The organism is Nitrospirota bacterium, assembly GCA_035516965.1.
Lineage (GTDB): Bacteria > Nitrospirota > UBA9217 > UBA9217 > UBA9217 > MHEA01.
This window is the reverse complement of sequence record DATIZR010000111.1, coordinates 46,162-70,975: the sequence shown is the minus strand read 5'-3', so window position 1 is coordinate 70,975 and position 24,814 is coordinate 46,162. Positions and strand designations below refer to the sequence as shown.

At 59.1% G+C, this 24,814-nt stretch carries 19 protein-coding genes and 1 pseudogene; 3 read left to right on the top strand and 17 right to left on the bottom strand.

Going from position 1 to position 24,814, the window contains the following annotated elements:
• The first annotated feature begins 88 nt into the window (after nt 1-88).
• The 3 genes and pseudogenes from VL197_16115 (at nt 89) to rfaE2 (ending at nt 4,478) form a co-directional block, all read left to right on the top strand.
• On the top strand, nt 89-2,671 hold the full coding sequence (locus VL197_16115; protein ID HUJ19511.1) for a PAS domain S-box protein: 2,583 nt from the start codon (nt 89-91) through the stop codon (nt 2,669-2,671).
• Nucleotides 2,668-3,744, top strand: coding sequence for a response regulator (locus VL197_16110; protein HUJ19510.1), 1,077 nt, complete (start codon nt 2,668-2,670; stop codon nt 3,742-3,744). Before VL197_16115 ends, VL197_16110 begins: the two co-directional genes overlap by 4 nt.
• A 308-nt stretch (nt 3,745-4,052) precedes the next feature.
• Nucleotides 4,053-4,478 (top strand): annotated as a pseudogene (gene rfaE2, locus VL197_16105) (D-glycero-beta-D-manno-heptose 1-phosphate adenylyltransferase).
• Nucleotides 4,479-4,496: 18 nt separating this feature from the next.
• Here rfaE2 and VL197_16100 read toward each other — a convergent pair.
• The 17 genes from VL197_16100 to VL197_16020 form a co-directional block, all read right to left on the bottom strand.
• Nucleotides 4,497-4,883, bottom strand: a complete 387-nt coding sequence (locus tag VL197_16100) for a metallopeptidase family protein (GenBank protein HUJ19509.1) — start codon at nt 4,881-4,883, stop codon at nt 4,497-4,499.
• Nucleotides 4,884-4,972: 89 nt separating this feature from the next.
• A complete protein-coding gene (locus VL197_16095; protein ID HUJ19508.1) occupies nt 4,973-5,713 on the bottom strand; it encodes a PilZ domain-containing protein in 741 nt (246 codons plus the stop codon).
• A gap of 90 nt (nt 5,714-5,803) precedes the next feature.
• On the bottom strand, nt 5,804-7,093 hold the full coding sequence (gene eno / locus VL197_16090) for a phosphopyruvate hydratase (protein HUJ19507.1): 1,290 nt from the start codon (nt 7,091-7,093) through the stop codon (nt 5,804-5,806).
• Between the two features lie 279 nt (nt 7,094-7,372).
• Nucleotides 7,373-8,803, bottom strand: coding sequence for a phosphoglucomutase/phosphomannomutase family protein (locus VL197_16085; GenBank protein ID HUJ19506.1), 1,431 nt, complete (start codon nt 8,801-8,803; stop codon nt 7,373-7,375).
• A gap of 202 nt (nt 8,804-9,005) precedes the next feature.
• Entirely contained in the window at nt 9,006-9,485 is a 480-nt protein-coding gene (locus VL197_16080; GenBank protein ID HUJ19505.1) for a metallophosphoesterase family protein, read from the bottom strand.
• A gap of 81 nt (nt 9,486-9,566) precedes the next feature.
• On the bottom strand, nt 9,567-10,820 hold the full coding sequence (gene hisS, locus VL197_16075; GenBank protein HUJ19504.1) for a histidine--tRNA ligase: 1,254 nt from the start codon (nt 10,818-10,820) through the stop codon (nt 9,567-9,569).
• A 112-nt stretch (nt 10,821-10,932) separates the two neighbouring features.
• Nucleotides 10,933-11,733, bottom strand: coding sequence for an MlaD family protein (locus VL197_16070; protein HUJ19503.1), 801 nt, complete (start codon nt 11,731-11,733; stop codon nt 10,933-10,935).
• 130 nt (nt 11,734-11,863) lie between these two features.
• A complete protein-coding gene (locus tag VL197_16065) occupies nt 11,864-12,649 on the bottom strand; it encodes an ATP-binding cassette domain-containing protein (GenBank protein HUJ19502.1) in 786 nt (261 codons plus the stop codon).
• A gap of 3 nt (nt 12,650-12,652) precedes the next feature.
• Nucleotides 12,653-13,441: an ABC transporter permease gene (locus VL197_16060; protein HUJ19501.1), complete on the bottom strand. Its 789-nt coding sequence runs from the start codon at nt 13,439-13,441 to the stop codon at nt 12,653-12,655.
• 34 nt (nt 13,442-13,475) lie between these two features.
• Complete coding sequence (locus VL197_16055; GenBank protein HUJ19500.1) at nt 13,476-13,823, bottom strand: STAS domain-containing protein; 348 nt, start codon at nt 13,821-13,823, stop codon at nt 13,476-13,478.
• A 12-nt stretch (nt 13,824-13,835) separates the two neighbouring features.
• On the bottom strand, nt 13,836-14,270 hold the full coding sequence (locus VL197_16050) for an ATP-binding protein (protein HUJ19499.1): 435 nt from the start codon (nt 14,268-14,270) through the stop codon (nt 13,836-13,838).
• A 23-nt stretch (nt 14,271-14,293) separates the two neighbouring features.
• The gene (locus VL197_16045; GenBank protein ID HUJ19498.1) at nt 14,294-15,577 is read right to left on the bottom strand and encodes a PP2C family protein-serine/threonine phosphatase; all 1,284 of its coding nucleotides are present in this window, start codon (nt 15,575-15,577) and stop codon (nt 14,294-14,296) included.
• Nucleotides 15,578-15,679: 102 nt separating this feature from the next.
• Nucleotides 15,680-16,954 (bottom strand): M48 family metallopeptidase, encoded by a 1,275-nt coding sequence (locus VL197_16040; GenBank protein ID HUJ19497.1) that lies wholly within the window; start codon nt 16,952-16,954, stop codon nt 15,680-15,682.
• 215 nt (nt 16,955-17,169) lie between these two features.
• Nucleotides 17,170-17,814: a response regulator transcription factor gene (locus tag VL197_16035; protein HUJ19496.1), complete on the bottom strand. Its 645-nt coding sequence runs from the start codon at nt 17,812-17,814 to the stop codon at nt 17,170-17,172.
• A gap of 162 nt (nt 17,815-17,976) precedes the next feature.
• Nucleotides 17,977-18,558 (bottom strand): Maf family protein, encoded by a 582-nt coding sequence (locus VL197_16030; GenBank protein ID HUJ19495.1) that lies wholly within the window; start codon nt 18,556-18,558, stop codon nt 17,977-17,979.
• Between the two features lie 123 nt (nt 18,559-18,681).
• On the bottom strand, nt 18,682-19,659 hold the full coding sequence (locus VL197_16025; protein HUJ19494.1) for a putative Ig domain-containing protein: 978 nt from the start codon (nt 19,657-19,659) through the stop codon (nt 18,682-18,684).
• Between the two features lie 176 nt (nt 19,660-19,835).
• The gene (locus VL197_16020) at nt 19,836-24,788 is read right to left on the bottom strand and encodes a PilC/PilY family type IV pilus protein (GenBank protein HUJ19493.1); all 4,953 of its coding nucleotides are present in this window, start codon (nt 24,786-24,788) and stop codon (nt 19,836-19,838) included.
• Nucleotides 24,789-24,814: the final 26 nt, after the last annotated feature.

Here is a 24,814-nt window from a genome sequence, read left to right as displayed (position 1 = left end):
AAGAAAGCACGGGATTCTCCCCCTTCCCCCGGTCGGCCGAGCCGCGCGGTGCCGCAAGGAATAACCGTGTTAATCCCGATAGTTGCCTATGAGCCCTGTCAACAGAAACGTCAACCCCGGCTTCTTCCTTTTCAGGATCGGCCTCATCATGTTCCTTGCCGAACTGAGCGTTATGCTTGCGCTGCCTCTCCTGGCGCCCTCAGCAGGGAACGCATTTTTCCTTGCGATCGCCGATGCGGTCCTCCTGACCCTGGTGGCCGCGCCCTTTCTCTGGCGGTTCGTCGTCCGGCCCATCCAGGTCGCCGCGGAACATTCGATCGGGGTCGCCGAGTTCGCCCTGAGATCGAAGGACAGCGAACTGGCACAGTCATCCCAGGACTGGGCGGCGATCTTCGATACGCTTACCGACATGGTCACGGTCCATGACAGGGATTTCAACATTATCCTCGCCAACAGGGCGGCCAGAAAGATCCTGAACCTCCCCCTCGACTTTCTCGCGAAGGAGAAATGCTACGAGCGCTACCATGGGACGGTGTACGCTCCCGAAGGCTGTCCGAGCTGTCAGAGCCTCATCACCGGAATGCCGGGGACCTTCGAAACGTTCGAGCCGCACCTGAACCGGTTCATAGAAATTCGCGCCATCCCGCGGATCGACAGCGGCAACCGGGTCCTGGGAATGATCCACGTGGTCCGGGACATCTCCGAACGAAAACAGATGGAGGAGTCACTGCAGGACCAGAAAGCCTTCGCGGAGAACATCATCCAGAACTCGGCAGTTGCGACGTTCGTCGTCAACCCTGAGCACAGGATCGTGTTCTGGAACAGGGCCTGTGAGGAGCTGACCGGCGCACGGGCCGGCGACATGATCGGGACCGACCATCAGTGGAAGCCGTTCTACGCGCAGCACCGCCACACGCTGGCCGACGTCGTGATCGACGGCAATATTGACGGCGCGTCCGGCCTGTACAGCAAATTCGCCCGGTCCGCCCTCGTCCCCGACGGCCTGAAGGCCGAAGGCTGGTACAAGAACCTGAACGGCAAACAGCGGTACATCCTCTTCGATGCCGTGCCGATCTGCGACGCCAAGGGCAAATTGGTCGTGGTAATAGAAACGCTGCAGGACATCACGGACCTTCGCCAGGCGGAAGAGGACCTGGCCAGGAACGAGGGCCAGCTCAGGGCGATCATCGAGACCGTACCCGAATGCGTAAAACTCGTCGATGCGCGCGGAAATCTGCTCGAGATCAACGCAACGGGCCTTGCGATGCTCGAAGCGGAAAGCCCCGCCGATGTCGTCGGGAAGTCGCTCTCCGGAGCCATCGTACCGGAATACCGGAACGCCTTCCAGGAACTGACGGAACGGACATTCCGGGGAGAGTCGGGCACGCTCGAGTTCGAGCTCGTCAGCCTGAAAGGCGCCCGGCGATGGGTCGAGACGCGGACCGCTCCTCTCAAGAATGTCCGCGGCGAGATCATAGCCCAGCTGAGCGTTACGCGGGACATTACGGAGCATAAAAAGCTGGAAGGCCAGCTGCGCCACGCCCAGAAGATGGAGGCGATCGGCACGCTGACCGGCGGCATCGCTCACGATTTCAACAATATCCTTACCGCCATCATCGGGTACGGCAGCATTCTCAGGCTCAAGATGAATCAGGACGACCCCCTGAAAAAGAATGCCGATCAGATCGTCCTCTCGGCGGAACGGGCCTCGAGCCTGACACAGAGCCTGCTGACGTTCAGCCGGAAGCTCGTGATCACGCTCAAGCCGGTGAATGTGAACGAGATCATCGGCCGCGTGGGGAAACTGCTTCGCCGGCTGATCGGCGAGGACATCGAATTCTCGACCCGGCTCACCACGGACGACACGACGGTCGTGGCCGATTCCGGCCAGCTGGAGCAGGTGCTCGTGAACCTGGCGACCAACGCCCGCGACGCCATGCCCGACGGAGGTTCGCTGACCATCGCGACAGAGCTCGTGGACATCGGCAGGGAGTTCATCAGCGCACACGGCTATGGGAAACAGGGAACCTATACGCAGATCACCGTGACCGATACGGGCTGCGGCTTCGATGACGACACCCGGGCGAGGATCTTCGAACCTTTCTTCACGACGAAAGAGGTCGGGAAAGGAACGGGCCTCGGGCTTTCCATCGTCTACGGCATCATCAAGCAGCACAACGGCTTCATCAACTGCTCCAGCACGCCGGGCTGCGGCGCCACGTTTACCGTCTATCTGCCCGTTGCAAGGCTTTCCGGGGACATCGCCGCCATGGAGCAGACCAAGACCGAGATACCCCGCGGAGGCTCGGAAACCGTCCTGATCGCCGAGGATGACCGGGAGGTCCGCAAACTGACGAGAGCGGTGCTCGAGGATTTCGGCTATACGGTCATAGAAGCAGAGGACGGCGAGGAAGCCGTGGCCCGTTTTCGCGAGCACCCGGACCGGATACAGCTTCTCCTGTTCGACGTGGTCATGCCTCGGATGAACGGCAAGGAGGCCTATGATGATATCCGGAAGATGAGGCCCGCGATCAGGGTCATTTTCACCAGCGGGTACAACAAGGCGCTCGTCCAGAAAAAAGGCATCCGGGATGAGAATCTGGACATCGTGATGAAGCCCATATCCCCGAGGGATTTGCTGAATAAGGTGAGGGAGGTGCTCGATACATGAGCGAATCGAACAACAACAGCCTGCTGGTCGTGGATGATGATCCCTATGTGCTCGAGTCCATATCGTCGCTCCTGAAGGAGTTCGGATTCCACGTGAGCACCTGTCAGAGCGCGTCCGACGCGCTGGAGCGGGTGAAAAGCCTCCACTTCGACGTGGTCCTGACCGACATCAAGATGCCGTCCATCACCGGCATCGAGCTCCTGCAGCGCGTACACGCCTCCTATCCCCAGCTGCCGGTCATTCTCCTGACGGCCTTTGCCGAACTCGATGTCGCCGTCGATGCGATCAAGCGGGGCGCCTTCGACTTCATCACGAAGCCGTACAACCCCGAGTACCTGGTCCATTCCGTGGAGAAGGCCGCGAAATACACGCGGCTCATCCAGATGGAGAAGAACTACAAGGACATGCTCGAGGACACGGTCAGGAAGCGGACCCAGGAGCTGGCCGATGCTCTCCAGATGGTCAAGAACATCGCAAACGAGGTGACGACGCGCTTGACGACGGTTGCGGAATACCGGGACACCGACACGGGCGCGCACATTTCGAGGATCGGCCTGTATTCGAACAAAATCGCCGAGGCGCTGCAGATGCCCCCGGATTTCGTCGAGACCGTCACCTTCGCGAGTTCGATGCACGACATCGGGAAGATCGGTATCCCCGACAATATCCTGCTGAAGCCGGGAGCGCTCACGAAGGAAGAGTTCGAGGTCATGAAGACCCACACGACCATGGGAGAAAAGATCCTGGACGGGTCGACCTACCCCACGATCCAGCTGGCCGCCTCGATCGCGCTGAACCATCATGAACGGTGGGACGGCAAGGGGTACCCGCGGGGGCTTCACGGTGAAGCCATCCCGATCGAGGGCAGGATCGTCATGCTTGCCGACCAGTACGACGCCTTGCGGAGCAAGAGGCCCTACAAGCCCTCTTTCGACCACGAGGCCACGTGCAGGATCATTACCCAGGGCGACGAACGGACGAAGCCGGAGCACTTCGACCCGGCCGTATTAAAGGCCTTTAAGGAGATCGCGCCGGCGTTCAACGAGATATTCAACTCCCACGACGACCAGTGACTCCGGCAGGGCCCCGACCCGCCCGCGTCCGGTCACAGCAGAACAGCATAGGCGATGCCGAACGACCACATCGGCTCTTCGGTGCGCAGCATGATCCGGGCGTCGGTCCTTGAGTTGTTATGCACTCCCCCGCACGAACGACATGAGCCCGAAGTATCCTGAATCCTCCCTCCCTCCCTCTCTCCCTCCCTCCCGCCCGCCGCAGCACTTCATTCGTTCCTTGCTTTATTGCCACATTTATATTATATTTTTTCATGCGCACAAAGATCAAAACCACGCAGGAATTAAAGCAGCTCCTCGGCATCCTGAGGGCGACGGGCAAAAAGATCGTCTTCACGAACGGATGTTTCGACCTGATCCATACCGGCCACACCCGGTATCTCGCCAGGGCGCGGTCCTACGGCGACCTGCTCGTCGTTGCGCTCAACAGCGACGCGTCCGTCCGGATGATCAAGGGGGAAAAGCGTCCGATCAACACCGAGGCGGAACGCGCGGAAACGCTGGCCGCGCTGGAGTCCGTCGATTTTGTCACCGTCTTCGATGAGCCCGATCCCCATCGGATCATCTCGGAGCTGCAGCCTGACGTGCTCGTAAAGGGGGGCGACTGGCCCGTGGAAAAGATCATCGGACGTGATGTCGTGGAAGCCCGGGGGGGGAAGGTCGTCAGCGTGGGATATATCGAGGGCGCTTCCACGACGGGCATGATCGAGAAGATTCTGCAGCGCTATCGCTGATCCTGTCCCGCCGCGTTCCTATCGCGGTTTTCGTCTCCTCCTCGAATCCTCTATCCGCTCGAGTTCCTCATCAGCGAATCCGAAATAGTGGCCGATCTCGTGGATCACCGTCTCCAGGACGATCTCCTCTATTTCCTCGGGCGATCGTGCGGCGCTCTCGATCGGCCGCCGGTAAATGACGATGCGGTCCGGGAGCGCGTTGCCGTAGTTCCATTCGCGCTCGGTGAGCGGCACCCCCTGATACAGGCCGAACAGCGTGCCCCTTTCGATGCCCATGGCCCGGAGGATCTCCGGCGAGGGATCGTCCTCGACCTCTATGGATATGTTTTTTATCTTCTGCTTGAACCTGCGCGGAAGCCGGCTGAGGGAGTTCTGCACCAGCTGTTCAAAGGAATGACGGTCCATGGATCAATACGCGCCCCGCATCGGCAGGCTCTCTTGAACGAAGGGGAACCCTGCCTTTTTCCCGCAACGTGCATTTTCCGGGGAGCACGTCAGTTTTCCTGCCCTGGCCGGTCAATGCGGTGTGCCGGTCTTGAACCAGGGGAGCGCTCCAGGTGAAGCTTTTTATGTATGGCGTCGTCGATTGACGTCCGGACGCCCGGCTCGACGTTGGTGAACCTGATCCCATACAGGATTGCATCACGTTTATTGGACGGACGGACAGCCCGCATGATTTCTCCGTAGCCGCTCACGTGCGCTCCATCGGGCAGAAAGAATGAGAAATAAACACCTTCACCTTTTGCGAGGGGCTCCTCCGCCCGGATAAGCATTCCACTGGCGCTGATATTCTCGGTCCAGAACGGCAGCGGCCGGTTCCTGAACCTGCCCTGGATGGCGACGGCAAGCGCTGCCCGGTAGAACATCCTCGGCGGAACATCGAGGAGTTGCCGCATTTTGATATGAAGCAGGGTGAGGTCGACGGGCAGGGTAACTATTGCATTGACACGGCACCGCCTGCAGCGCTCGCGTTGATCCAGGGTGTCGTTGCAGATCAGAATGGTGGAAACCGTTCTCAATTCCCCGCTCTTCCTGATGGTGTCGAAGAACTCCTCGCTGCCGATGCCCGGCGTGTTCAGCTGCGTCACGATGAGATCCGCCTTCTCCCGGGCGTGGATCTTCAGCAGCTCGGTCGTCGTGGCCGCCGCGAACACCTTGATATCCACACGGTCGAGAAAGCTGCCTTTCCCGGTCATCAGGCTTTTCACGTCATTCGTCAACAGTACTTTCTTCATTGTCCGTTGTGATCGTTATGCCGACCTGCCGTACGCGTTCCAAGGAAAAAGCCGGAGATCATCATGATCTCCGGCTTCACTGCTTCTTTCTCATTTTTTCATACTGATACGGGAGAACACGTCCTTGCCTCGATACACCGCAGCATCGCCGAGCTCTTCCTCGATGCGGATGAGCTGGTTGTACTTGGCGATGCGGTCCGTACGCGAGAGCGAGCCTGTCTTGATCTGTCCCGTGTTCGCGGCCACGGCAAGATCGGCGATCGTCGAGTCCTCGGTCTCGCCCGAGCGGTGCGAGACAACGGCCGTGTACCCGGCGCGCTTCGCCATCTCGATGGCGTCGAGGGTCTCCGTGAGCGTTCCGATCTGGTTCAGCTTGATCAGGATCGAGTTCGCGATGCCCTGCTCGATTCCCTGTTTGAAGATTGTGGTGTTCGTGACGAAGATATCGTCTCCCACGAGCTGGACCCTGCTCCCCAGATGGTCCGTCAGCAGCTTCCAGCCCTTCCAGTCCTTTTCGGACATGCCGTCCTCGATGGAGATGATCGGATACTGACGGATCCAGCTCTCGTAGAACTTGATCATCTTGTCCGAGGACATCTTCTTGCCCTCGCCCTTCATGTCGTAGACGCCCTTCTCGTAGAACTCGCTGGAGGCGACGTCAAGTCCCAGGAACACGTCCCTGCCCGCTTTGTATCCCGCCTTCTGGACCGCTTCAAGGATGACCTGGCAGGCCTCCTCGTTCGACCGAAGGTTCGGAGCGAACCCGCCTTCGTCGCCGACGGCGGTGTTGTACCCTTTTTTCTTCAGCACCGACTTCAGGTTATGGAAGACTTCCGCGCCGATCCTGATAGCATCGGCACAGGTCTTTGCGCCCGCCGGGATGATCATGAACTCCTGGAAGTCAACGTTGTTGTCCGCGTGTGCTCCTCCGTTCAGCACGTTCATCATCGGGACCGGCAACTCCTTCGCGTTCGGACCGCCGAGGTAATGGTAGAGCGGCAGCCCCGCGTCCTCGGCGGCTGCCTTCGCAACAGCCATAGATACGGCAAGGAGAGCATTGGCGCCCAGTTTTTTCTTGGTCTCCGTGCCGTCCAGCTCGATCATGGTCCTGTCGATAACCGCCTGCTCCGAGGCATCCATCCCGCTGATGACCGGCGCGATCACCTCGATCACGTTGTTCACGGCCCTCTGCACTCCCTTGCCCAGGTAGCGCTTGCCGCCGTCGCGGAGCTCGAGCGCTTCGCGCTCGCCCGTGGATGCGCCGCTCGGTACAATGGCGCGGCCCATGGCCCCGCTCTCCAGAATGACATCGGCCTCTATTGTCGGGTTGCCCCTCGAATCCAGTACCTCTCGCGCGTACACATCGATGATCTCGCTCATGAACCCCCCTTGCTCGATTGGCAGAAATTTACCACGAAAAAAACGAAGTGCACGAAGTTGAAGTTAGCGCACTGTTCTGATCTTGTCTTCGAATCTCTTCGCCGGCACCCGGTGCCTACGAGCTTGCACCCGACGCTCATGAGTGCAAAGCGCGAATGTTGGGTGTGGCTACGCAGTCTGTTCTTGCCTGCGGCCGCGATACGGCAACAGCAGGCTATGAAGGCGCGACCATAACGAGTGCAGGGTGTATTTTAATCCAGACTTGTCCGGGTGTGGCTCCTACTGTCCCAGAACGAAAGCCCTGCCGGCGTTGACGAGTTCCTTCACCAGTTCCTCGGACCCGGCTTCCACATAGACCCGGACCACCGGCTCCGTTCCCGAGGCGCGCATCAGCACCCAGCTGTCGTCCTCGAGCATATACTTGGTGCCATCGGCCGTGGTCTTCTTGCCCTTGACCCGCAGGTCCCCCAGTTCGCTGAGCGGCTGGCTCAGGCGTTCGCCGACCGCCTTCCGGTTCGCTTCGGTCAGGTGGATGTCGATCCGTTCGTTCAGGATCGTCCCTACCTCCTTGTAGAGCCGCTTCAGCATTTCCCGGATCGATTTTTTCTCGCTTGCGACCATTTCGGCAACCAGGAGGCAGGCAAGGATGCCGTCCTTTTCCGGGACATGGTCCTTCATGGTCAGACCGGCGCTTTCCTCGCCTCCGAAGATGATCTTGCCCTGCACGAGAAGATCGCCGATGTACTTGAACCCCACGCCGGTCTCGTAGACCTCGATGCCGTGTTTCTTTGCCACCGCATCCACGAGGTGGGAGGTTGCGATGGAGCGGGCGGCGCCGCCTTTCCAGCCGCGCGTGCGGCAGAGGTAGTCCAGGAGCAGGGCAAGGACCTGGTTCGGGTTGATGCAGGTCCCGTCGCTGTCCACGACGCCGAAGCGGTCGGCGTCCCCGTCAACAGCCAGCCCCAGGTCGAGCCGTCCCTTTCTGATCGTTTCGACCAGCTCCGCCAGGTTCTCTTCAGACGGCTCGGGCGACCTGCCTCCGAAGAACGCATCGCGGTGCCCGTGCACGACGGATACGGAGCATCCCGCCTCGCGCAGCAGCGTGTCCAGATAGTCCCTGCCCGTCCCATAGAGCAGGTCGGCACCGATCTTGAGCTTTGCTTTCCTGATCGGCTCGAAATCGATCTTCTTGCGGAGATCGTCCAGGTAGAACCGCCGCAGGTCAGCGTCCTCCACCATGCCCTTCTGCCTCGCTTCCGCGAGCGGCATGGCCGGGACCGAGTTCTTGTCGACGAGGGCATTCGCGCGGGTTTCTATGTCTTTGGTCGTTTCGGGCAGGGCGGGGCCGCCCCATGCCGCGGAGAATTTGAGGCCGTTGTATTCAGGGGGGTTGTGGCTGGCGGTGAAATTGATGCCGCCTGCGGCCTTTCTCCGGATGATCTCGAAGGCCACCGCGGGAGTGGGAGAGTCGCGGTTCGAAAGAAAGGAGCGGATGCCGTTGGCCGCGAGCACCCTTACCGATTCAACGGCAAAGCGTTCGGACAGGAAGCGCGTATCGTACCCCACGATGACGCCCTTGTCCTTCAGCCCCTGCGCACCGAGATGGTCGGCGATGGCCTGCGTCACCGCCCTGACCCGCGCGGAGGTGAAATCATCGGCGATGACGCCGCGCCATCCCGATGTTCCGAACTTTATCTTCTCAACCGCCATATGTTTTCAAAAATATCATAAACAGTCGGGCATTGCAACTCAAAATACCTCAGGCGCTGTTTTGAAGATCATGACGATCGCTTTTGGATCGAGCGGAGGAAGGAGCAAATGCTCTGCGGAAAAGAGAAAATCAGATTGGATCCGCGACAACGTCTGCGCGCACGCCTGAAGGGGAACCGGTCCGCGGAAGCTGACGTCCGCTTCAGATCCGGATGATCTCCGCCCGAAGTTCATCGCCGATGTGGAGGAGGGCGACCGAGTTGTAGGGCGCGTAGCGTTTGTCCGTCGGGCTGCCGGGGTTCAGATAGTAGACGCCATCCGCCAGCCCCCAGAATGGCACATGGGAATGGCCGTAGACGATGAGGTCGACCTGGTCGAACTCTTTCCTGATCATCTCCCGCTGCACGTCGATCCTGTACTTGCCGTGGATAAGGCCGATGGCGAACTTCCCGAGCCTGAGGACTTTCTTCCGCGGAAGACGGGCCTGCGCTTCTGCATCATCCATGTTCCCTGCCACGGCCTCGACGGGCGCGACCACCCTAAGCTCCTCGAGGACCGACAGGTCGACGATATCGCCGGCGTGGAGTATCAGGTCAACTCCTTTGAAAAGTTCGAACACAGCGGCGGGAAGCGAGGTGCCGACAACAGGTACGTGAGTATCCGATATGACACCAACCTTCATGAATGCTCCCCGGAATGGAAAAGAACGCGAATACTCCGAAAAGGACGGACCCCTCGAAGCCGGAATCCGCTCCTTCCGGTGTTATCCGCGTCCCCCTCTCGCCTTCATCTCTCCGACAAGAGCGTCAAGGGGCACCGTGACCTGCTCTTTGGTCTGCATGTTGCGGAGAATGCCGGTCTTCGACTGCAGTTCCTGGTCTCCCACGATCAGCGTGTGCGCGGCACCCGACTTGTCCGCCTTCTTCATCTGGCTCTTGAGGCTCGCACCCGTGTAATCGGTCTCGACCCGGATGCCGGCCGCCCGGAGAGCGTGTATCAGGGGCAGCACGAACGCAACGGCCTGCTCGCCGAGCGCGGAGAGGAACAGGTCCGGACGGGGCTGCCGAAGCCGCGACGCGTCCATGAGGGACACCGCACGCTCGACCCCGAGCGCGAAACCGATGCCGGGCGTTTCGGGTCCGCCGATCTCCTTTACCAGGCCGTCATAGCGTCCCCCGGCCGCGACCGTGTTCTGCGCGCCCATCTGGCCCATGACGAGTTCGAATGTCGTGCGGGTGTAGTAGTCAAGGCCGCGGACGAGGCGTGGGTTCACGGTGAAGGGGACGCCCAGGCTGGTGAGCCCGCTTTCGACCGTTTCGAAGTGTGCCTTGCAGGGTCCGCAGAGATGGTCCAGCATGACCGGAGAATCTGCGAACTTGTCCGCGTCCACCTTGCAGTCCAGCACCCGGAGCGGGTTCGTCTCGTACCGCCGCTGGCAATCAGCACAGAGTTCCGGCAGCTTTCCCTTAAGATACTCCTTCAGCGCATCCCGGTAGCCCCCGCGGCAAACACCGTCCCCCAGGGAGTTGATCTGGAGCGTCAGGCCAGGTATGCCGAGCTTCGCGAACAGGGTGTGCAGCATGACCAGGATCTCGATGTCTACGTGGGGATGATCGATCCCCAGCGCCTCGACCCCGATCTGGTAGAACTGGCGGTAGCGGCCTTTCTGCGGCCGCTCGTGCCGGAACATGGGGCCAAGGTAGTACAGCTTCGTGAGCTGCGCATCGACGTACAGCTTATGTTCCACGAACGCGCGTACCGTGCCGGCGGTCCCCTCGGGTCTCAGGGTGATCTTTTTCCCGTCGCGGTCCTCGAAGGTGTACATCTCCTTTTCCACGATGTCCGTCGACGCGCCGATGCTCCGCGCGAACAGCTCGGTGTATTCGAATACGGGGACCCTGATCTCGGTGAACCCGTAATCTTCGAATAATGACCGCGCGGTCGATTCAAGATGCTGCCAGAGATGAATATCGGCGGGAAGCACGTCCTTCACGCCCTTGATGGCCTGGATGCTCATGCTGACTCCTTATTCAAACAGCTCAAATAGCCGGGACGGGAGGAGAGGAAGTTGAAGCGGTATCACGGCTTCCTGACCTTTCACCTTCCTTACCTCCCTGTCTCCTGGTTCACTACGGTTTCCGGAGCAGTTTCCAGGGATGGCTCTTCACGTCATCCGTGGTCTCCTTGAGGTTCTGCGCCGTGTCGCGGAGGCTCTGCATCATGGCGTCGACGTTCTTCTTGTTCTCCCCCACGAGGGCGTCCGTTTTTTTGGTCAATGCCTGAAGGCTGGTTGCGCTTTCATCGAGCTTCTTCACGAGGGCGGGCAGATTCTTGAGCGTCTGGGCAACGTCGTCCTTGCTGGCAGTCATGACCTTGATGTTCCCCGATGCCTCCTGCAGGTTCTGGACCGTCGTCTTGAGGGATCTCGCGAGCTCGGGGTCTCCCAGCGCCCGGTTCAGGTTGGTCGCGATGTTCTGGAGCTTCGCGACCACGTCGAGGGCGGCCTTGGTCACGTCCTCGAGCTTGAGCGGCTCCTCCCCCACCAGCGACTCGTTCGGTCCGAGCAGGCTCGACCCGGGCGTCCCGCCGCTCAGCTCCACGTACTTGCCTCCCACGAGGCCCAGGGTCTTGATCGCGGCCCGGGTGTCCTTCTGAATGGCGGTGTCGCTGTACACGCTCAGCGTCACCTCGATCCGGTCGTTCTGCGCGGGCGCTACGCGGACGTTCTCCACCTTGCCGACCTTCATCCCGGCGTACCGCACGGGCGCGTTCTTCTCGATGCCGTCGCTGAAAGCAAAAAGGACGCTGACCTCCTTCTTCTTCTTGAAGAGGCTCTGGACATCGCTCACGGCGAAGACCATGATGACGAGGATCACGAAGGCGAGCAGGAGAAAAATGCCCGCCCGGATCTCGGTGCGGCGGTAATCCATTCTTTCACCTCAACGAAGAAAACGGCCTCCGGGCCGCGGTGACGCTGGAAAACGGCTGAACCTGGCTCAGCTCACATTTTCGTTGTTGAGCTTCTCCGCGGCCCGTAGGCCCCGTCGCGTAATGTATGATTCATCCGATCAGCAGGTCTTCCCGATAATCTCTGCTCGATGCCCGGAACGAGATCGGACCGTCGGGGCTGCCGGTGATGAACTGCTGGACGAGGGGATCGCTGCTGCTCCGGATCTCCTGGGGAGTCCCCTGGGCCAGCACTTTCCCCCGGTAGAGGATCACGATCTTGTCCGCGATCCTCATTGCCTCCTCCACGGCATGAGTGACCACGATGCAGGTGATGCCCAGAAGCCGGTTCAGGTCGGCGATCAGCTTGGTGATGACCGCGGCGACGATGGGATCGAGCCCGGATGTCGGCTCGTCGAAGAAGACGATCTCGGGGTCCAGGGCGATCGCCCGGGCAAGCGCGACCCGTTTCTGCATCCCCCCCGACAGATGCCCGGGAAAGAGGTCCTCGAAGTCGCGCAGGCCCACCAGCTCCAGCTTCATCTTTACCATGATCTTGATGATATTGTCGTCCAGGGTCGTGTGCTCGCGGATCGGGAGCGCCACGTTCTGGCCGACGGTCAGCGAATTGATCAGCGCCCCATGCTGGAACAGCACGCCGATCTTCTTGCGGAAGGGGTCCAGCTGCCTCCCCTCGAGCTTCGTGAGCTCCGAATCGCCGGCAAGCACCCTTCCGGAGTCTGGTTTGAGCGCGCCGATCATGATCTTGAGGAGCGTGCTCTTGCCTCCCCCGCTCGTGCCGAAGATATGGGTGATCTTCTTTCGCTCCGCAACGAAGCTCACTCCATCGAGCACGTCCCGGCCGCCGTAACCCTTTTTGATGTTCTCGATTGCGATCATGCCTTACCCGTAGAAGGCCGCCGTCATGACCGTGTCCAGCATGATGATCGCGAGCGTGCAGGAGACGACGGAGAGCATGGTCGACCTGCCCACTTCCTCGGCGCCGCCCTCGACCACCAGCCCCCGGTAGCAGCCGACCATGACGATCACCACGGCGGAAACGATCCCCTTGACGATGCCCGAAGAGACGTCGGTGAACGTCAGCACATCGAGGGTCTCCCGCACGTAGGTGTCGGGCCGGATGCCGAGCCTCGTCGCGCCGAAGAGGAACCCCCCGACGATCGACGTGAAGTTGGCGATCAGGATGAGCGCCGGCAGCGCGAGGAGCAGCGCGACGAATCGCTGGACAACGAGGAACCGGACTGGATTGATCGCCATGGTCTCGAGCGCGAGGATCTCCTCGGAGACCCTCATCGTGCCGATCCGCGCCGTGAACGCGGCACCCACTCTTCCCGCCACGATCATGGCCGTGAGGAGCGGCCCCATTTCCCGGAAGATGGCCACCGCCACGAAGCCGGGAAGATAGGCGAGCGCGCCCACTTCCTTCAATTCGTAGGAGACGAGCACGGTGATCGCGATGCCGAGCAGCGCGGCCACGGCCAGGACCAGCGGCAGCGACTGGGTCCCGATCTCGTCGACGTGCTTCAGGAGATGCGCCTCCCTGAGCTTCTTCCGGTCCTGCAGCAGCGCGAAGGATTGCACCATCGTTTCGAAGAACAGGGAGACAATGCTCGAGAGGTCCTGCAGGAACGTAATGAACTTCCTGCCGATATGTCCGAAAAGGCTCTTCATCGCGGTTCTGACCGCTTCCTCCCGCTCCGCGTCCTCAGAGTCCCTTGATCGCTTCGTCCACGGACGGGAATATCTCGAAGATGCTCGCGAGCCGCGCAAGCTCGAACACGTCGCGGACCGCCGGGCTCAGGTCGATGAGGCGGAGACGGGCTCCCAGCTTCATGCAGGTCTGCATCGCCTCCACGAGCGTTGCGATGCCCGAGCTGTCCATGTACCGGACCTGGGACAGGTCGACGAAGAGCGCCCTGATCCCCTTGCCGCCCTGCCGGAACACTTCGCCCAGGGCGATGCGGACATCGGAGGAGGAGCTCATGTCAACGTCGCCCTTGAGCCTGAGCAGGAACCCGGTGCCGGTCATTTCGCTCGTGATCTCGACTTTCATGCCGCTCTCCCGTCAAGCGCACGGTCTCTTCTTCTGCAGCGTCAGCAGCGTTCCTTCCCGCCCGCTGGTATCATACCGCACCGTGTCGAACACGGCATTGATGAAATGCGTGCCGAGCCCGCCCGGCCGGATGTCCTTCAAATCACGCGGGGCGATCTTCGTTATATCCACCTGCTTGCCCGTGTCCCGGAGCTCTATGAGGAGCTCGGTGCCGGTCACGGTCAGGGTAAGGGAGATCTTCCCCTCCGGATCGCCCTCATAGGCATGCCGGATGATGTTGGAGCATGCCTCATCGAGGGCGAGAACGATCCTGCGTGCCTCTTTTCTGCTGAAGCCTGCTTCAATCACAACGGGATAGGCCGCGCTCCGCACCACATAGAGGAACTTGGGGTGGCTCGGGACGGTGAGGGAGACGACGTCGGGACCCCGTTGTTTGCTGTCCGCCATCGGTTTTCCATCCTGGTGTTCCGTTACGTCAGCGCCCCGAAGCAGACAAGCGTCATATCGTCATGCTGCGGGCTCAGTCCGGTAAAACGATTCACGTCGGCAAGGATCGCCGATTTCACGGCATCAGGATCAGACGGGCCCGCGCGGACGATCTCTTCGAAGCGTTCATACCCGTACTGCTCGCCAGCGGCATTCATGGCCTCGATGATCCCGTCCGTGTAAAGGACCATCAGGTCGCCCGGCTCCAGGGTCTTCGTTTCCTGTCCGAACTGAATACCTCCGAGAATGCCGAGCGGCGCACCACCGGCCCCGGACAGCCTCTCCACCGCACCGCCTGCTTTTCTAACGAGCGGCGGCAAATGCCCTGCGTTGGACAGGGTGACGGACCCTGCCGCGGAATCGAGCTCGATATAGAGCAGCGTGGCGAACATGCCTCGCCGGCCCCGCTCGACCAGGACGGCATTCAGCTGCCGGAGCGCCGACGCCGGGTCCCCTTCGGTGAAGGCAAGGGTCCTGAGATCGCTCCCGAGCTTGGCCATGTAAAGGGCCGCGGGAACCCCCTTGCCCGAGACGTCGCCGATCACGATGCCGGTCCGCTCCCGGTCGAGGCGGATAAAATCATAGAAATCACCGCCCACTTCCTGGGCCGGCGTGTAGTGGGCACTGAAGCGGTAGTTCGCGATCTCCGGCGCCTGCTGCGGGAGGAAGCTCTCCTGCACGGTCCGGGCGAATTCCATGTCCTTCACGAGCCGCTGCTTCTCCATGAGGCTGCGGTGCATTTTTGCGTTCTCGATCGCGATCGCCGCCATGCTGCAGAGCGCGATGAAGAGCTCCAGGTCATCCTTGTCAAAGGGCCTGTCATCCAGCCGGTTTATCACCTGGGCAACGCCGGTGATCCGGTCGCCGACCATGAGCGGCACCGTGATCATGGATTTCGTGCGGTAGCCGGTCGCCTCGTCATGGCCTCGGAAGAACTTCGGGTGGGTATAGGCGTCCTCGAGCAGGAGTGGCTTCCCTTCCTGCGCCACCGTTCCCGCGATCCCCTGCCCCAGATTGAGCCGGAACTCCTGCTTGAGCTTCTCGCCGACGCTCCCCAGGGCCACCTGGTACACGAGCTCGTTCGTCTTCTCGTCGATCAGCATCAGGCTGGACGCATCGGCATTCATGACCTGCTTCGATATGGTCATCACGTTCTCGAGGATCTGGTCCAGGTTGAGCGAGGAACTGATGAGGCTGTTGACGTCGATGAGGGTATGAAGGCGCTGTATCTTCTGTTCGAGCCGGATGATCGCAGCGGACTTTGCCATGGAGAAACAATAACATATCGGCGCAACAGCGGTCAATTGGAAAAAACTGAGCAGATCTCACAAATAGCCGGATGACTGACGAAATGCAATGAAGCTTGTCTCTTATCCGGCTTCTGCCTTCTGTCCCCTGTCTTCTGCGTTCTGTCCTTTCAGGCTTCTGATCCGCTCAACTACCGGCGGATGCGAGTAAAAGAAGGCAGCGTACAGGGGGTGCGGGTGAAGGTTGGACAGGTTCTCGCGCGAGAGCTTGACGAGCGATGAGGCCATGGCTTCGGGATTGCCGGAAAGCTCCGCTGCAAACCGGTCCGCTTCGTGTTCATCGCGCCGCGAAAGATGGCTGAACAGGGGCGTAAGCGGGAAGGTTACCAGGGAGCCCAGGAAAATAACGATCATGGCCCGGGCGTAGAACGAAGCCTGCTGCAAGCCGATGAGGCCGGGAAGACCGCTCCACCGGACGAGATGGTACGCAACGAACAGGCCGACGAATGCAAATGTCTCGGTCAGAACGATCCGCTTAAGCACATGTTTCCTCTTCCAATGCCCCGCCTCGTGGGCGAGGACGGCGAGGATTTCCTCGCGGGACATCTGCTGGATCAGCGTATCAAAGAGGACGATCCGCTTTACCCGGCCGATGCCCGTGAAATAGGCGTTTGAATGACGGCTTCTGCGCGATGCGTCCACCTGGAACACACGGCTCACCGTAAGGCCGGCGCGGGCCATCAATTCGCGGATCCCCTCTTCCAGCCCTTCCGCCTTCACGGTCTCGAACTTGAAGAAGAGCGGTTCGATCAGGGTCGGCGAAATGTACATCAGGAACACGCCCGCCGCAAGCAGGAATGCCCAGACCCAGAACCACCACCAGGACGGGCTGGCTGAGACCAGCGTAAGTGTCGCGGCAATGACCAGCCCCCCCAGGACCAGCGAGATCGCGAGAGACTTGACCAGGTCCGTGAGCCAGAGCCGGACCGTCATGGTATTGAAGCCATACCGCTCTTCCAGCGTGAAATGATGGTAGATGCTGAAGGGCAGGTCGATGGCCGTTTGGGCCAGATAGAGACAGAGAGCGAACAGCAGGCCCGAGGTTCTGAATGATGAACTCAGGGAGGCGATCCATCGGTCATACAGGCCGAGCAGCCCGCCAAAGAGGAAAACGAGCAGGATCGCATTGCTGACGATAGATTCTGCAAGGCCGGCACGGCTGTTCTCAATGGTGTAGGCGGATATCTTCCGGAGGAGTTCCGGATCGATCGCTCCCTCGAATTCGAGAGGCACGCTGCTGCCATGCTTCTTTAAATAGGAGAGATTCAGATATTTCAGCCAGTAGCCGATGCCGATAAACAGCAGATAGAGGAGCAGGATGATAGACGTGAGAAGCATATGCCATCATACCGTGATTCCGGCGGATGGTCAAGCCCGCGCACAGAGTAGAATAAAAAGGCGCCCCTTCTTACCTTGGGGCGCCAAAAGTCCTGTTTAAAGCTATGTAATAAATCCATGACATGACAATACAGGCTCTCTCCCCCACGCCCACGGCTTTTTGTTCATCATCCCCTGAGCGGATATTGTGAGGAGAACCGTCTTCTCAGGCCGAACTAGGCATGAGACAAGAGTGCGATAGCCTTGGTCCTGCTCTTGACCCTGAGTTTCCGGTAAACGCGATACAGATGGGTCTTTACCGTTCGCTCGCTGATACTGCTCCTGTCGGCGATTTCCCTGTTTGTCGCGCCCTGCAGCACCAGGGTCAGCATCTCCATCTCCCTAGTCGTGAGCGGCGGCAGTCCGGGCACATGGGTCTGAAGCGTCTCGGGCAGAAGCATCGGCTTGGCAATGCCCTTTTCGAGAATCCTGCGCTCGGCCCAGATCTCTCCCTCATGGACGGAACGTACGGCCTTGGCGATGATGGACGGTGGGTCGCCAATCTTGAGAATTCCTCGAATGCCCGCCTTGATGTCCGAAATGGCGCTCTCCTCGGTCGGTGACTCTTTCAGCACACAGATCACTCGGGATGCCTGGGACCTCGTCTGCAGCGAATGCAGGAAGCGGGAAAGGGTGTGCTGCTTCAGCACTTCAGGGTTCAGGATCACTACATCGGGCCCGGTCGCGATCTGCCTGAGCGCCGCTTCCCTTGTTGTTGCAATCGCTGTTATTTCAAAGTCCTCGTGCTGATCCAAGGCCGCTTTTATCATGTCCGCCTGTCCCGGATCATTTTCCACAACCATTACTCGAATAGCAGCCACAATATATCACCCCCATACTTTAGTCTATCTAATAGTTTAGAATGATAATCGATGCTTGTCAAGCTGCTTACACTATTTTTTTGTTCTTCTTTTTGGCCGCCAAGGCGGGTAAGGGATCCGTGGGGGCCCGCTGCTGCAGGGAGAACGAACCAATGCCGGCGTTCAAAAAAGAGTGACCCCGAACTCAGGGAGCATCTTTCCGAGCAAGGAAAGAGGAAGACCGACAACGTTGAAATAACACCCCTCGATCCGGTCCACCAGCAGCGCACCCTTTTCCTGAATGCCGTAGGCGCCTGCCTTGTCCAGGGGCTCTCCGGAAATCACATAAGACCTGATCTCGGACTGGCTAAGCTGCCTGAACCAGACCGAAGTCACGGACACCGCAGAGCGGGTCATACCCGAGAGCGCATCCATGACCGCAAGGCCCGTGATCACGCTGTGGCGCCTGCCTGAAAGCAGGGACAGCATCCGCACCGCCTCACCGGCATCGGCGGGCTTGCCGAGGATCAGTTCGTTCAGGACAACGATCGTGTCCGCGGCAATGACGATCCCCGACCCGGCCTTCGCCGCGGCCACCCGGGCCTTGTCGAGCGCGACACGCACCGCGTACGGTTCGGGTCCCTCCCCCGGGAGAAGGGTCTCATCCACGTCAGCCGAGTCGATGGTGAACGTCAACCCGATCTGCTGCAACAGATCACGCCGGCGCGGCGAGGCCGATGCGAGGATGATCTTTTGCTCTGCCATTCCTGTGTTTCCTTCATTTTTGATAGTTCGCGTTGTGAACGGATCTGCAAGCGAGAGACCGATACTACGTGAATGGGAGGGAAATTTCAATACAAAAGCGGCGTGAAATAGGAAGCAGTGAACTTATTGTTTCATTTCGAGTATTATCGAAAAATCCTGATAAGTAGTGCCGCCGTCTCCGTCGTCTGCGGAGATCTTTATCGGGATCTCCTGCCTCCCTGCCGCGTCCTTCGGCGTCTCCCAGCGTATCAGGCCGCTGGCACTGTCGATCGTCATTCCCTGCGGCCCTTTCAGAAGGCTAAAGGTGATGCTGTCGTTGTCGGGATCCACAGCGGTCACCTGGTAGGTGTACAGCCCGTTCACGATCTCATAATTCGGCGAAGAGGTGATCCGGGGAGCAGAATTGGACAGAAAGCTGATATCCGAGGCTTTTGGCGCTCCCGTACTATAGCCGTCGGACGGGGTAACCGTGACATAAAGCTTGTCCTTCTTATGCAGTCCGGCGGTCGAGAAGGTGTTTTCTTTTCCCGGGCCTGTGACGTACTTCCCGTTCAATCCCCACTGGTAGGTATAGCTGACCGTGTCCCCGTCCGGGTCTTGACCTGCGACCTCGGCCCTGACCACAGTATCGACGGGAGCATGGACGGGGACCAGCGTGACCGAACTAACAACCGGCGGACGGTTGCCGATGGCAACCTCGGGCGTCCGATAGGCTGTCCCCTCTCCGGAAGCATCGCCCGGGATGATCTCCGCACATACGATCGATCCCTTTTTAAAGTTTTCCGGCGCAAGAGTGGGCGACGGTCCTTCCTGGATGACCCTCCCGTTCACATACCACCGGAAACGGCAGTTCGCTGCAACGCCATCCTGCCCCTGCCCCGAATAATCGAGGCTGAGCTGCGAATCTGTTGTGGGATTCTCCGGCGTTATGACGGCCGAGGCCAGCCCAGGAGTTCCGGATGCCCGTGCCGATTCGGATCCCGAAGGGCTCGTCGGCATCCCGCCGTTGACCGCGGCCGCATTGCTTCCGGGTCTGGTACGAAGAGCCGCGTAGCCGAGAAAGGCGCCGGATATCACAAGCAGAACGATTGCCGCGATCAAAGAGACCTTCTTCTTTTGGCCCTTTTCAGCCGGAGGAGCTACTCGCTCCACTCGGATTAATTTTTTTCTTTTTCTCTGCACGTAACCTCTTCGATATATGGCTGACCGTTAACAAACTGCGGATGAGGCGCCGGAGACCGGAGCCTCATCCCGATCTCTTGCCGGATTGTCAGGCCCTATTTTCTGAGCCAGTGAATGACCCGGGATGTCGTGTCGATGGGCGGATTGTCCGTCAGTTCGACGATGACGCCCGTAGATACCTGCACCTTCTTTCCGAAGGTATTGCTGTTGTCGATCTTCGGCGCGATGATGATGGACTCGCCCATCGGAGGAGCTCCGGGTCCCATGAGGATGCCTTTCGCGACCGTCACATGGCCGGTCGTCCCGTTCGTGATACCCGGGCTGTAGATCGAGATGGTCGAAGGAGCAGTGCCTGTGGTATATCCCACGGAATAAAGGTACGAATTTCCTCCCGCATTGCACGGGTCGCCGTTGGGCAAATAGGTAAGAAAGTCGACCAGGCCTCCGACTGCCCGGGGGCGGGATATGACTCGCTCCGCGGCCGGGGTCGTAACTAGTTTCAGGTACCATCCCGTTGTCGACGGTGCAGTCACGGTGTCGGGCGTAATCGCGGTCACGATGGGCTGGAGACTGAAGCCCTTGGGCTTCTGCGTTCCACCGTCGATCGTGGCATCGTAAGCGCAGACCGTGGCCGTAGCCCCGCTGACCACGCTGCCCGTCGTCGACGTGAGTGTCCTGTCGTCGAATGCCGTGACCGTGAGGTTCGATGAAAGGCCCAGGTCCTTGAACCCCATGAATACCTGCTGCGAGCTGTCTGCGGCATCGCCGTCGTAAAAATACTTGCCCGAGCCTGCATAGACCCAGGTATTTCTGGGGACGGCATCGTCAAGGGCGACGTCCTGCTTCGCCGTGATGGGGTAATTACCCGTGAAGAGATAATGGACCGTCGTGGTCGATGACGACGACAACTGTGCGTTCGGGATGTCGATGCTGACCACCTTCCCCTTCCATCCTGAGCTGTAATAGGATGTCCCGAAATAGATCTTCTCCGATGCGTAGTCGTTGTTGATGTCCACGGACAGGATATCGCTCACGATCGCATTATGGTCGAGGGCTATTTTCTTGACTAGGTCGCCCGTCTTGAGGTTGAGAAGATAGACATACCCTGGGGTGCTCCGGGAAATGTCCTGCGCGGTCTTGGGCAAATTCTGAGAACCCGACCCGATCGCGACGTACCAGTTCCCGTTGGTCGAGCCATCGCCCGTCCGTATGATGCCCGGATAGCTCGTGGCATAGCCAAGGTCCGCGTCCGAGAATTCCCACATGGGCACCGGATTTTCAGCATCGGTGACATCGATGGCGTAAAAGGCGGAGAACCCTACCGTAGCGCTCGCGCCAGTCGGCGGATACTGGGGCGACGCCCCTCCGCAGCCACCGAACCTCATGCTGCCGATGACGACCGTTCTCCAGGTGCTTGCAGTCTTCGTGTCCGTCGGCTGGTCCGAGCTCCCGCCGATGCTCACGTCGACCAGGTACACCGGAAGGTCATTATAGTAGATATGGCAGTACGTGGGGTCGGCAAGGTATTTCAAATAGGGGAAGGCGTTGAACGGAATATACGCCCACTTTTCGTCCCCGAGCAGGTTGTTGGTGCTGTCGCTGTCGGAGAAAAAGTTCTTGAACAGAGCCCAGACATTGTCCGCCAGCCCGCCGGGATCGGTCTTTTGTTTCAGATAGCCGACCCTGAAAGCATGCAGCATGCCGTCGTTCGCGCCGATGAACGCCATGCTGGACCGCTGCAGATAATTATTGGCGTGCGTATAGTCGTAAAAGGTTTTATCATTATAGTTACTATCATAGGTATACGTTGACATGTTGCCGAGGACCTGGGGCGTTGAGGTGATGATATCGCCCAGTTTCCATACGTTGCCATTCGGGTTCCCCATATTCTGATTACTGTTGTCCAGAACGGTAACCCTCCGGTCCCGGTACGTGGAATTCGCCGTGCTGCCGCAGGCGTTATTATCTGTTTGGCCAGTTTCCAGGCACTCTCCCCTGATGTAGCGGACGATGTTCTCGGCCGAATACACGCTGTCCGGATTGAGCGCCGTGCTGAATGTAGGGTTCGTCAAGAGACTGGTAACCGAGAAATCGGTGGTCGTGAATGTATTCGTCGTAGAAGAGCCGCGTATGACCTTGCTCGAGGTAAAAATGGTCCTTGCGGAGGGGCGCTTCAGGGCCAGTTTTTCTCCGCCCTCCCAAAGGTAGTTGATGTCTGAAAACTGGATCGTAGAATCAGGTATGCAAGACGCCATGGTCCCGGGCTGCGAAGCATCTGCCGACGGGCTGGTGCCGTCAGCCCGTGTATTGAACCTGGCAGCCATGGTCTGGTTCAGCGATGGGTCAAAGTACATCTTCAATACTTTATCTTGAGTATTCGGGTCACCAGTCATATCGAGCTGTTTGTTAGAATTAGTATCCTCCCTCAAGTCATCATAGAGCCACAGGTTCTGCGTGTACCCGGTCCATGTAACCTGCCTCTGCCCTTCCTGTCTGATCGGCAGAAAGTAAGCCTGGAGCATGGATCCCACGCCCCGCGACGATGTCGTGAGCACGGAGACCGCCGTACCCGACGCCGACCTCTTCATCATATCCGCGATGGCCGCGGTAAGCGATGACTGGAGCGCGTAGGCGTCCGAGCCCTCATAGTAGGTGATGGGCGGGTCATCACCGGTGCCCCAGGGCGGCATGGGATTTAGGATGCCGCTCGTATTATCGCTCGCGAACCGGAAGCAGGCTTTCAGGTCATTCTGCGTGTAGCCGCTTTTCAATTTGGTTGGATTTGCCGGATCCAGGCAGGGCGGCAAGCCGCTTACCGGCTGCCCGGTAAATCCGCCGTTGAGGGCGGCAGATTGCATGATAGCGGACCCTGTTCCGAACAGAAAGATCGGGTAGGTAACAACGACCTGATCGGGCGGGGACGGGATGCAGGGAAACGTCCATGTTGACGAAGCCCCGCTGCAGGTCCCCGGGCGCATATCGGTTGTCCTGCCCCAGAGCGTCAGGTCATCAAGATAACTGCCGGTAACAAATCGGTCGGTAGTAAATCCCGTGGGCTTGCTGACCGTCCCCCCGCTCGCGTTCTTATAATCATCTGCCGTCGGCTCTCCGTCGGACATCAGAAGAATATACGACTTTGCGCAGGGCACATACACATCGTTTGCCGTGCTCGTGCCATGGGATGCCAGGTGGGAATACATGAAGTAGTAGGGGTCGTTGTTGGTGTTTTTGCTCGCGGTATAATCGTTTGAAGCGAACTTCGGCGAGACCTGGCTGAAATAGTTCAGCAGTTCGTATTCGGATTCGGCAAGCGGCGTGTTGCCGTTCGCTGACATGAGAATGGTCTGCTTTGCGATGGCGTCCATATTGCTGAAATCCACGGGGGCCAATACCTTGGCGCCGTTCGAGTTGTCTCCGTACGTTGCCAGGCCGAACCTGACCCCGCTCGAAAGGGTGTCGAGCATCCCGGTGATCGACTGCTGCCCCGTGTCTACCACGAGGCTATAGGGTCCGCCGCTCGGCTCTGTGGCATCGACGTATAAATAGACCTGCGAAATGTTGACATAGCAGCTCACCGTCGGCCCGCTGTACACATCGGAGCCGTTGTTCTGGACCCCGAATCCGGCGAGCAGCGTCGTGGTGGAAGCGCCGCTTATGATGTCGTTGAACGACCAGGCCTTGCCTGTCGCAGGATTGGTCGACCAGGTGAAGGTGTACGTGTCATATTTATTGTAGGTGCTGCTCGTATTATTCAGGTTCGTGAATGTGGAAGCCCAGTTCGCCGTGGTGCCGGTCCCTATCGACAGCACTCCCTGGATCGCTCTCGTGGCTACTGTGGTTGTGCTGGCAGGGGCACACTGAGTAATGCCGCCAATAGTTTGCCAACTACAGTTGGCACCGCTGTTGTTGCGGTCTGCACAGGTACCGAAATTAGTGCCAGATATTTCACATTGAGTATTGCGGCATTTAGTTTCACTGTTATTAAAGCCGCAGCTGTTGCCATTACACGTATTGTTATGATTTGTAAGATAACAGCCGGTGGTACTGCTGGTTGATAAGCATGCCCCGGTCGTTCCGTCAACCATTCTGGCGGTCACCACGACGTTCACATCCTGGATGGTGTGACCTGACAGATCGACGGTATTTGGCCCATAATTGAAAATAACCGGATTGGTATCAACGCGGTTCGCAATTGTTGTGGCATCGCTGTCCTGGGTGGTCTCATCAACATAGGTATAATACGATCCGGTTGCGGAAGTCGTCAGGTTGTTCATTCTTTTCCAGTTGGATGCCACGCTGATGTCACCGTTCGGGTAGAGGGTCGACGTGGTGGTCCCGGTGTTTATTGGCGTGAGCGACAGGCTCGAACAGGCCGGGCCCGAGGAGCATCCGTTTTTCCCCAATTTGTACCAGAAATTGCCGTTGAACGGGTAAATGACATCGCTGTAGCCGGGCACCAGGTAGGGGGCAGTCCACGACAAAGATGTTACGAGCGAATTCGCAGTCGAGTTGTCAAAGCTGACATTGTTCGAAGAACTGTCATCTTCGGTATAGAGCTTTATGGTATTGGGCGCGGTCACCGTGCGGGGATTGGGGGTTCCGCTTACGATGCCGGGGTTCCCGCCCACGAGCAGCTTCTTGGCCACCTCCATCTTGCGCGTAACAGCCCAGTTCAGCAGATTGCCACTCGCAATAGGTTGTGTCGTGTCGGCATAGGTTGTGCCCGGATCGAATCCGGAATAGATCTTCCACATCTTGTTCACACTGTCGTACTTGTACATCTTGGTCGGATCAAAATAACCGAAATAGTACCCGCTCAGGAACTGCTTTGGGTTAAAGGTGCCGGTGAAGGGGTGATCGTTCATACTGCCCGAGTCGTCAAGCATGATCATCACGTTCGGCGAAGCCTGCGAGCTGCTCAGAAATGGCGGCACCGAACAGTAATCAGACATGGCGGCGGCCATGGCCGGGGCAGTGGAAGTAATCGCCAGGACGATGCACAGGCCGGAGACCACAACCCCTTTTCGTATGGAATTATTCCAATTCATGGTATCACCTCATTCTTCTGTGTTCG

Excerpts from the sequence above, each read along its gene's own strand:
- VL197_16115 (HUJ19511.1), top strand. The coding sequence starts at position 89 with ATGAGCCCTGTCAACAGAAACGTCAACCCCGGCTTCTTCCTTTTCAGG.
- hisS (HUJ19504.1), bottom strand. The coding sequence starts at position 10,820 with ATGAGCATCCAGGCCATCAAGGGCGTGAAGGACGTGCTTCCCGCCGAT.
- eno (HUJ19507.1), bottom strand. The coding sequence starts at position 7,093 with ATGAGCGAGATCATCGATGTGTACGCGCGAGAGGTACTGGATTCGAGG.
- VL197_16060 (HUJ19501.1), bottom strand. The coding sequence starts at position 13,441 with ATGAAGAGCCTTTTCGGACATATCGGCAGGAAGTTCATTACGTTCCTG.
- VL197_16030 (HUJ19495.1), bottom strand. The coding sequence starts at position 18,558 with ATGGCAGAGCAAAAGATCATCCTCGCATCGGCCTCGCCGCGCCGGCGT.
- VL197_16080 (HUJ19505.1), bottom strand. The coding sequence starts at position 9,485 with ATGAAGGTTGGTGTCATATCGGATACTCACGTACCTGTTGTCGGCACC.
- VL197_16065 (HUJ19502.1), bottom strand. The coding sequence starts at position 12,649 with ATGATCGCAATCGAGAACATCAAAAAGGGTTACGGCGGCCGGGACGTG.
- VL197_16070 (HUJ19503.1), bottom strand. The coding sequence starts at position 11,733 with ATGGATTACCGCCGCACCGAGATCCGGGCGGGCATTTTTCTCCTGCTC.
- VL197_16095 (HUJ19508.1), bottom strand. The coding sequence starts at position 5,713 with ATGAAGAAAGTACTGTTGACGAATGACGTGAAAAGCCTGATGACCGGG.
- VL197_16100 (HUJ19509.1), bottom strand. The coding sequence starts at position 4,883 with ATGGACCGTCATTCCTTTGAACAGCTGGTGCAGAACTCCCTCAGCCGG.
- VL197_16110 (HUJ19510.1), top strand. The coding sequence starts at position 2,668 with ATGAGCGAATCGAACAACAACAGCCTGCTGGTCGTGGATGATGATCCC.
- VL197_16020 (HUJ19493.1), bottom strand. The coding sequence starts at position 24,788 with ATGAATTGGAATAATTCCATACGAAAAGGGGTTGTGGTCTCCGGCCTG.
- VL197_16050 (HUJ19499.1), bottom strand. The coding sequence starts at position 14,270 with ATGGCGGACAGCAAACAACGGGGTCCCGACGTCGTCTCCCTCACCGTC.
- VL197_16085 (HUJ19506.1), bottom strand. The coding sequence starts at position 8,803 with ATGGCGGTTGAGAAGATAAAGTTCGGAACATCGGGATGGCGCGGCGTC.
- VL197_16040 (HUJ19497.1), bottom strand. The coding sequence starts at position 16,954 with ATGCTTCTCACGTCTATCATCCTGCTCCTCTATCTGCTGTTTATCGGC.
- VL197_16055 (HUJ19500.1), bottom strand. The coding sequence starts at position 13,823 with ATGAAAGTCGAGATCACGAGCGAAATGACCGGCACCGGGTTCCTGCTC.
- VL197_16045 (HUJ19498.1), bottom strand. The coding sequence starts at position 15,577 with ATGGCAAAGTCCGCTGCGATCATCCGGCTCGAACAGAAGATACAGCGC.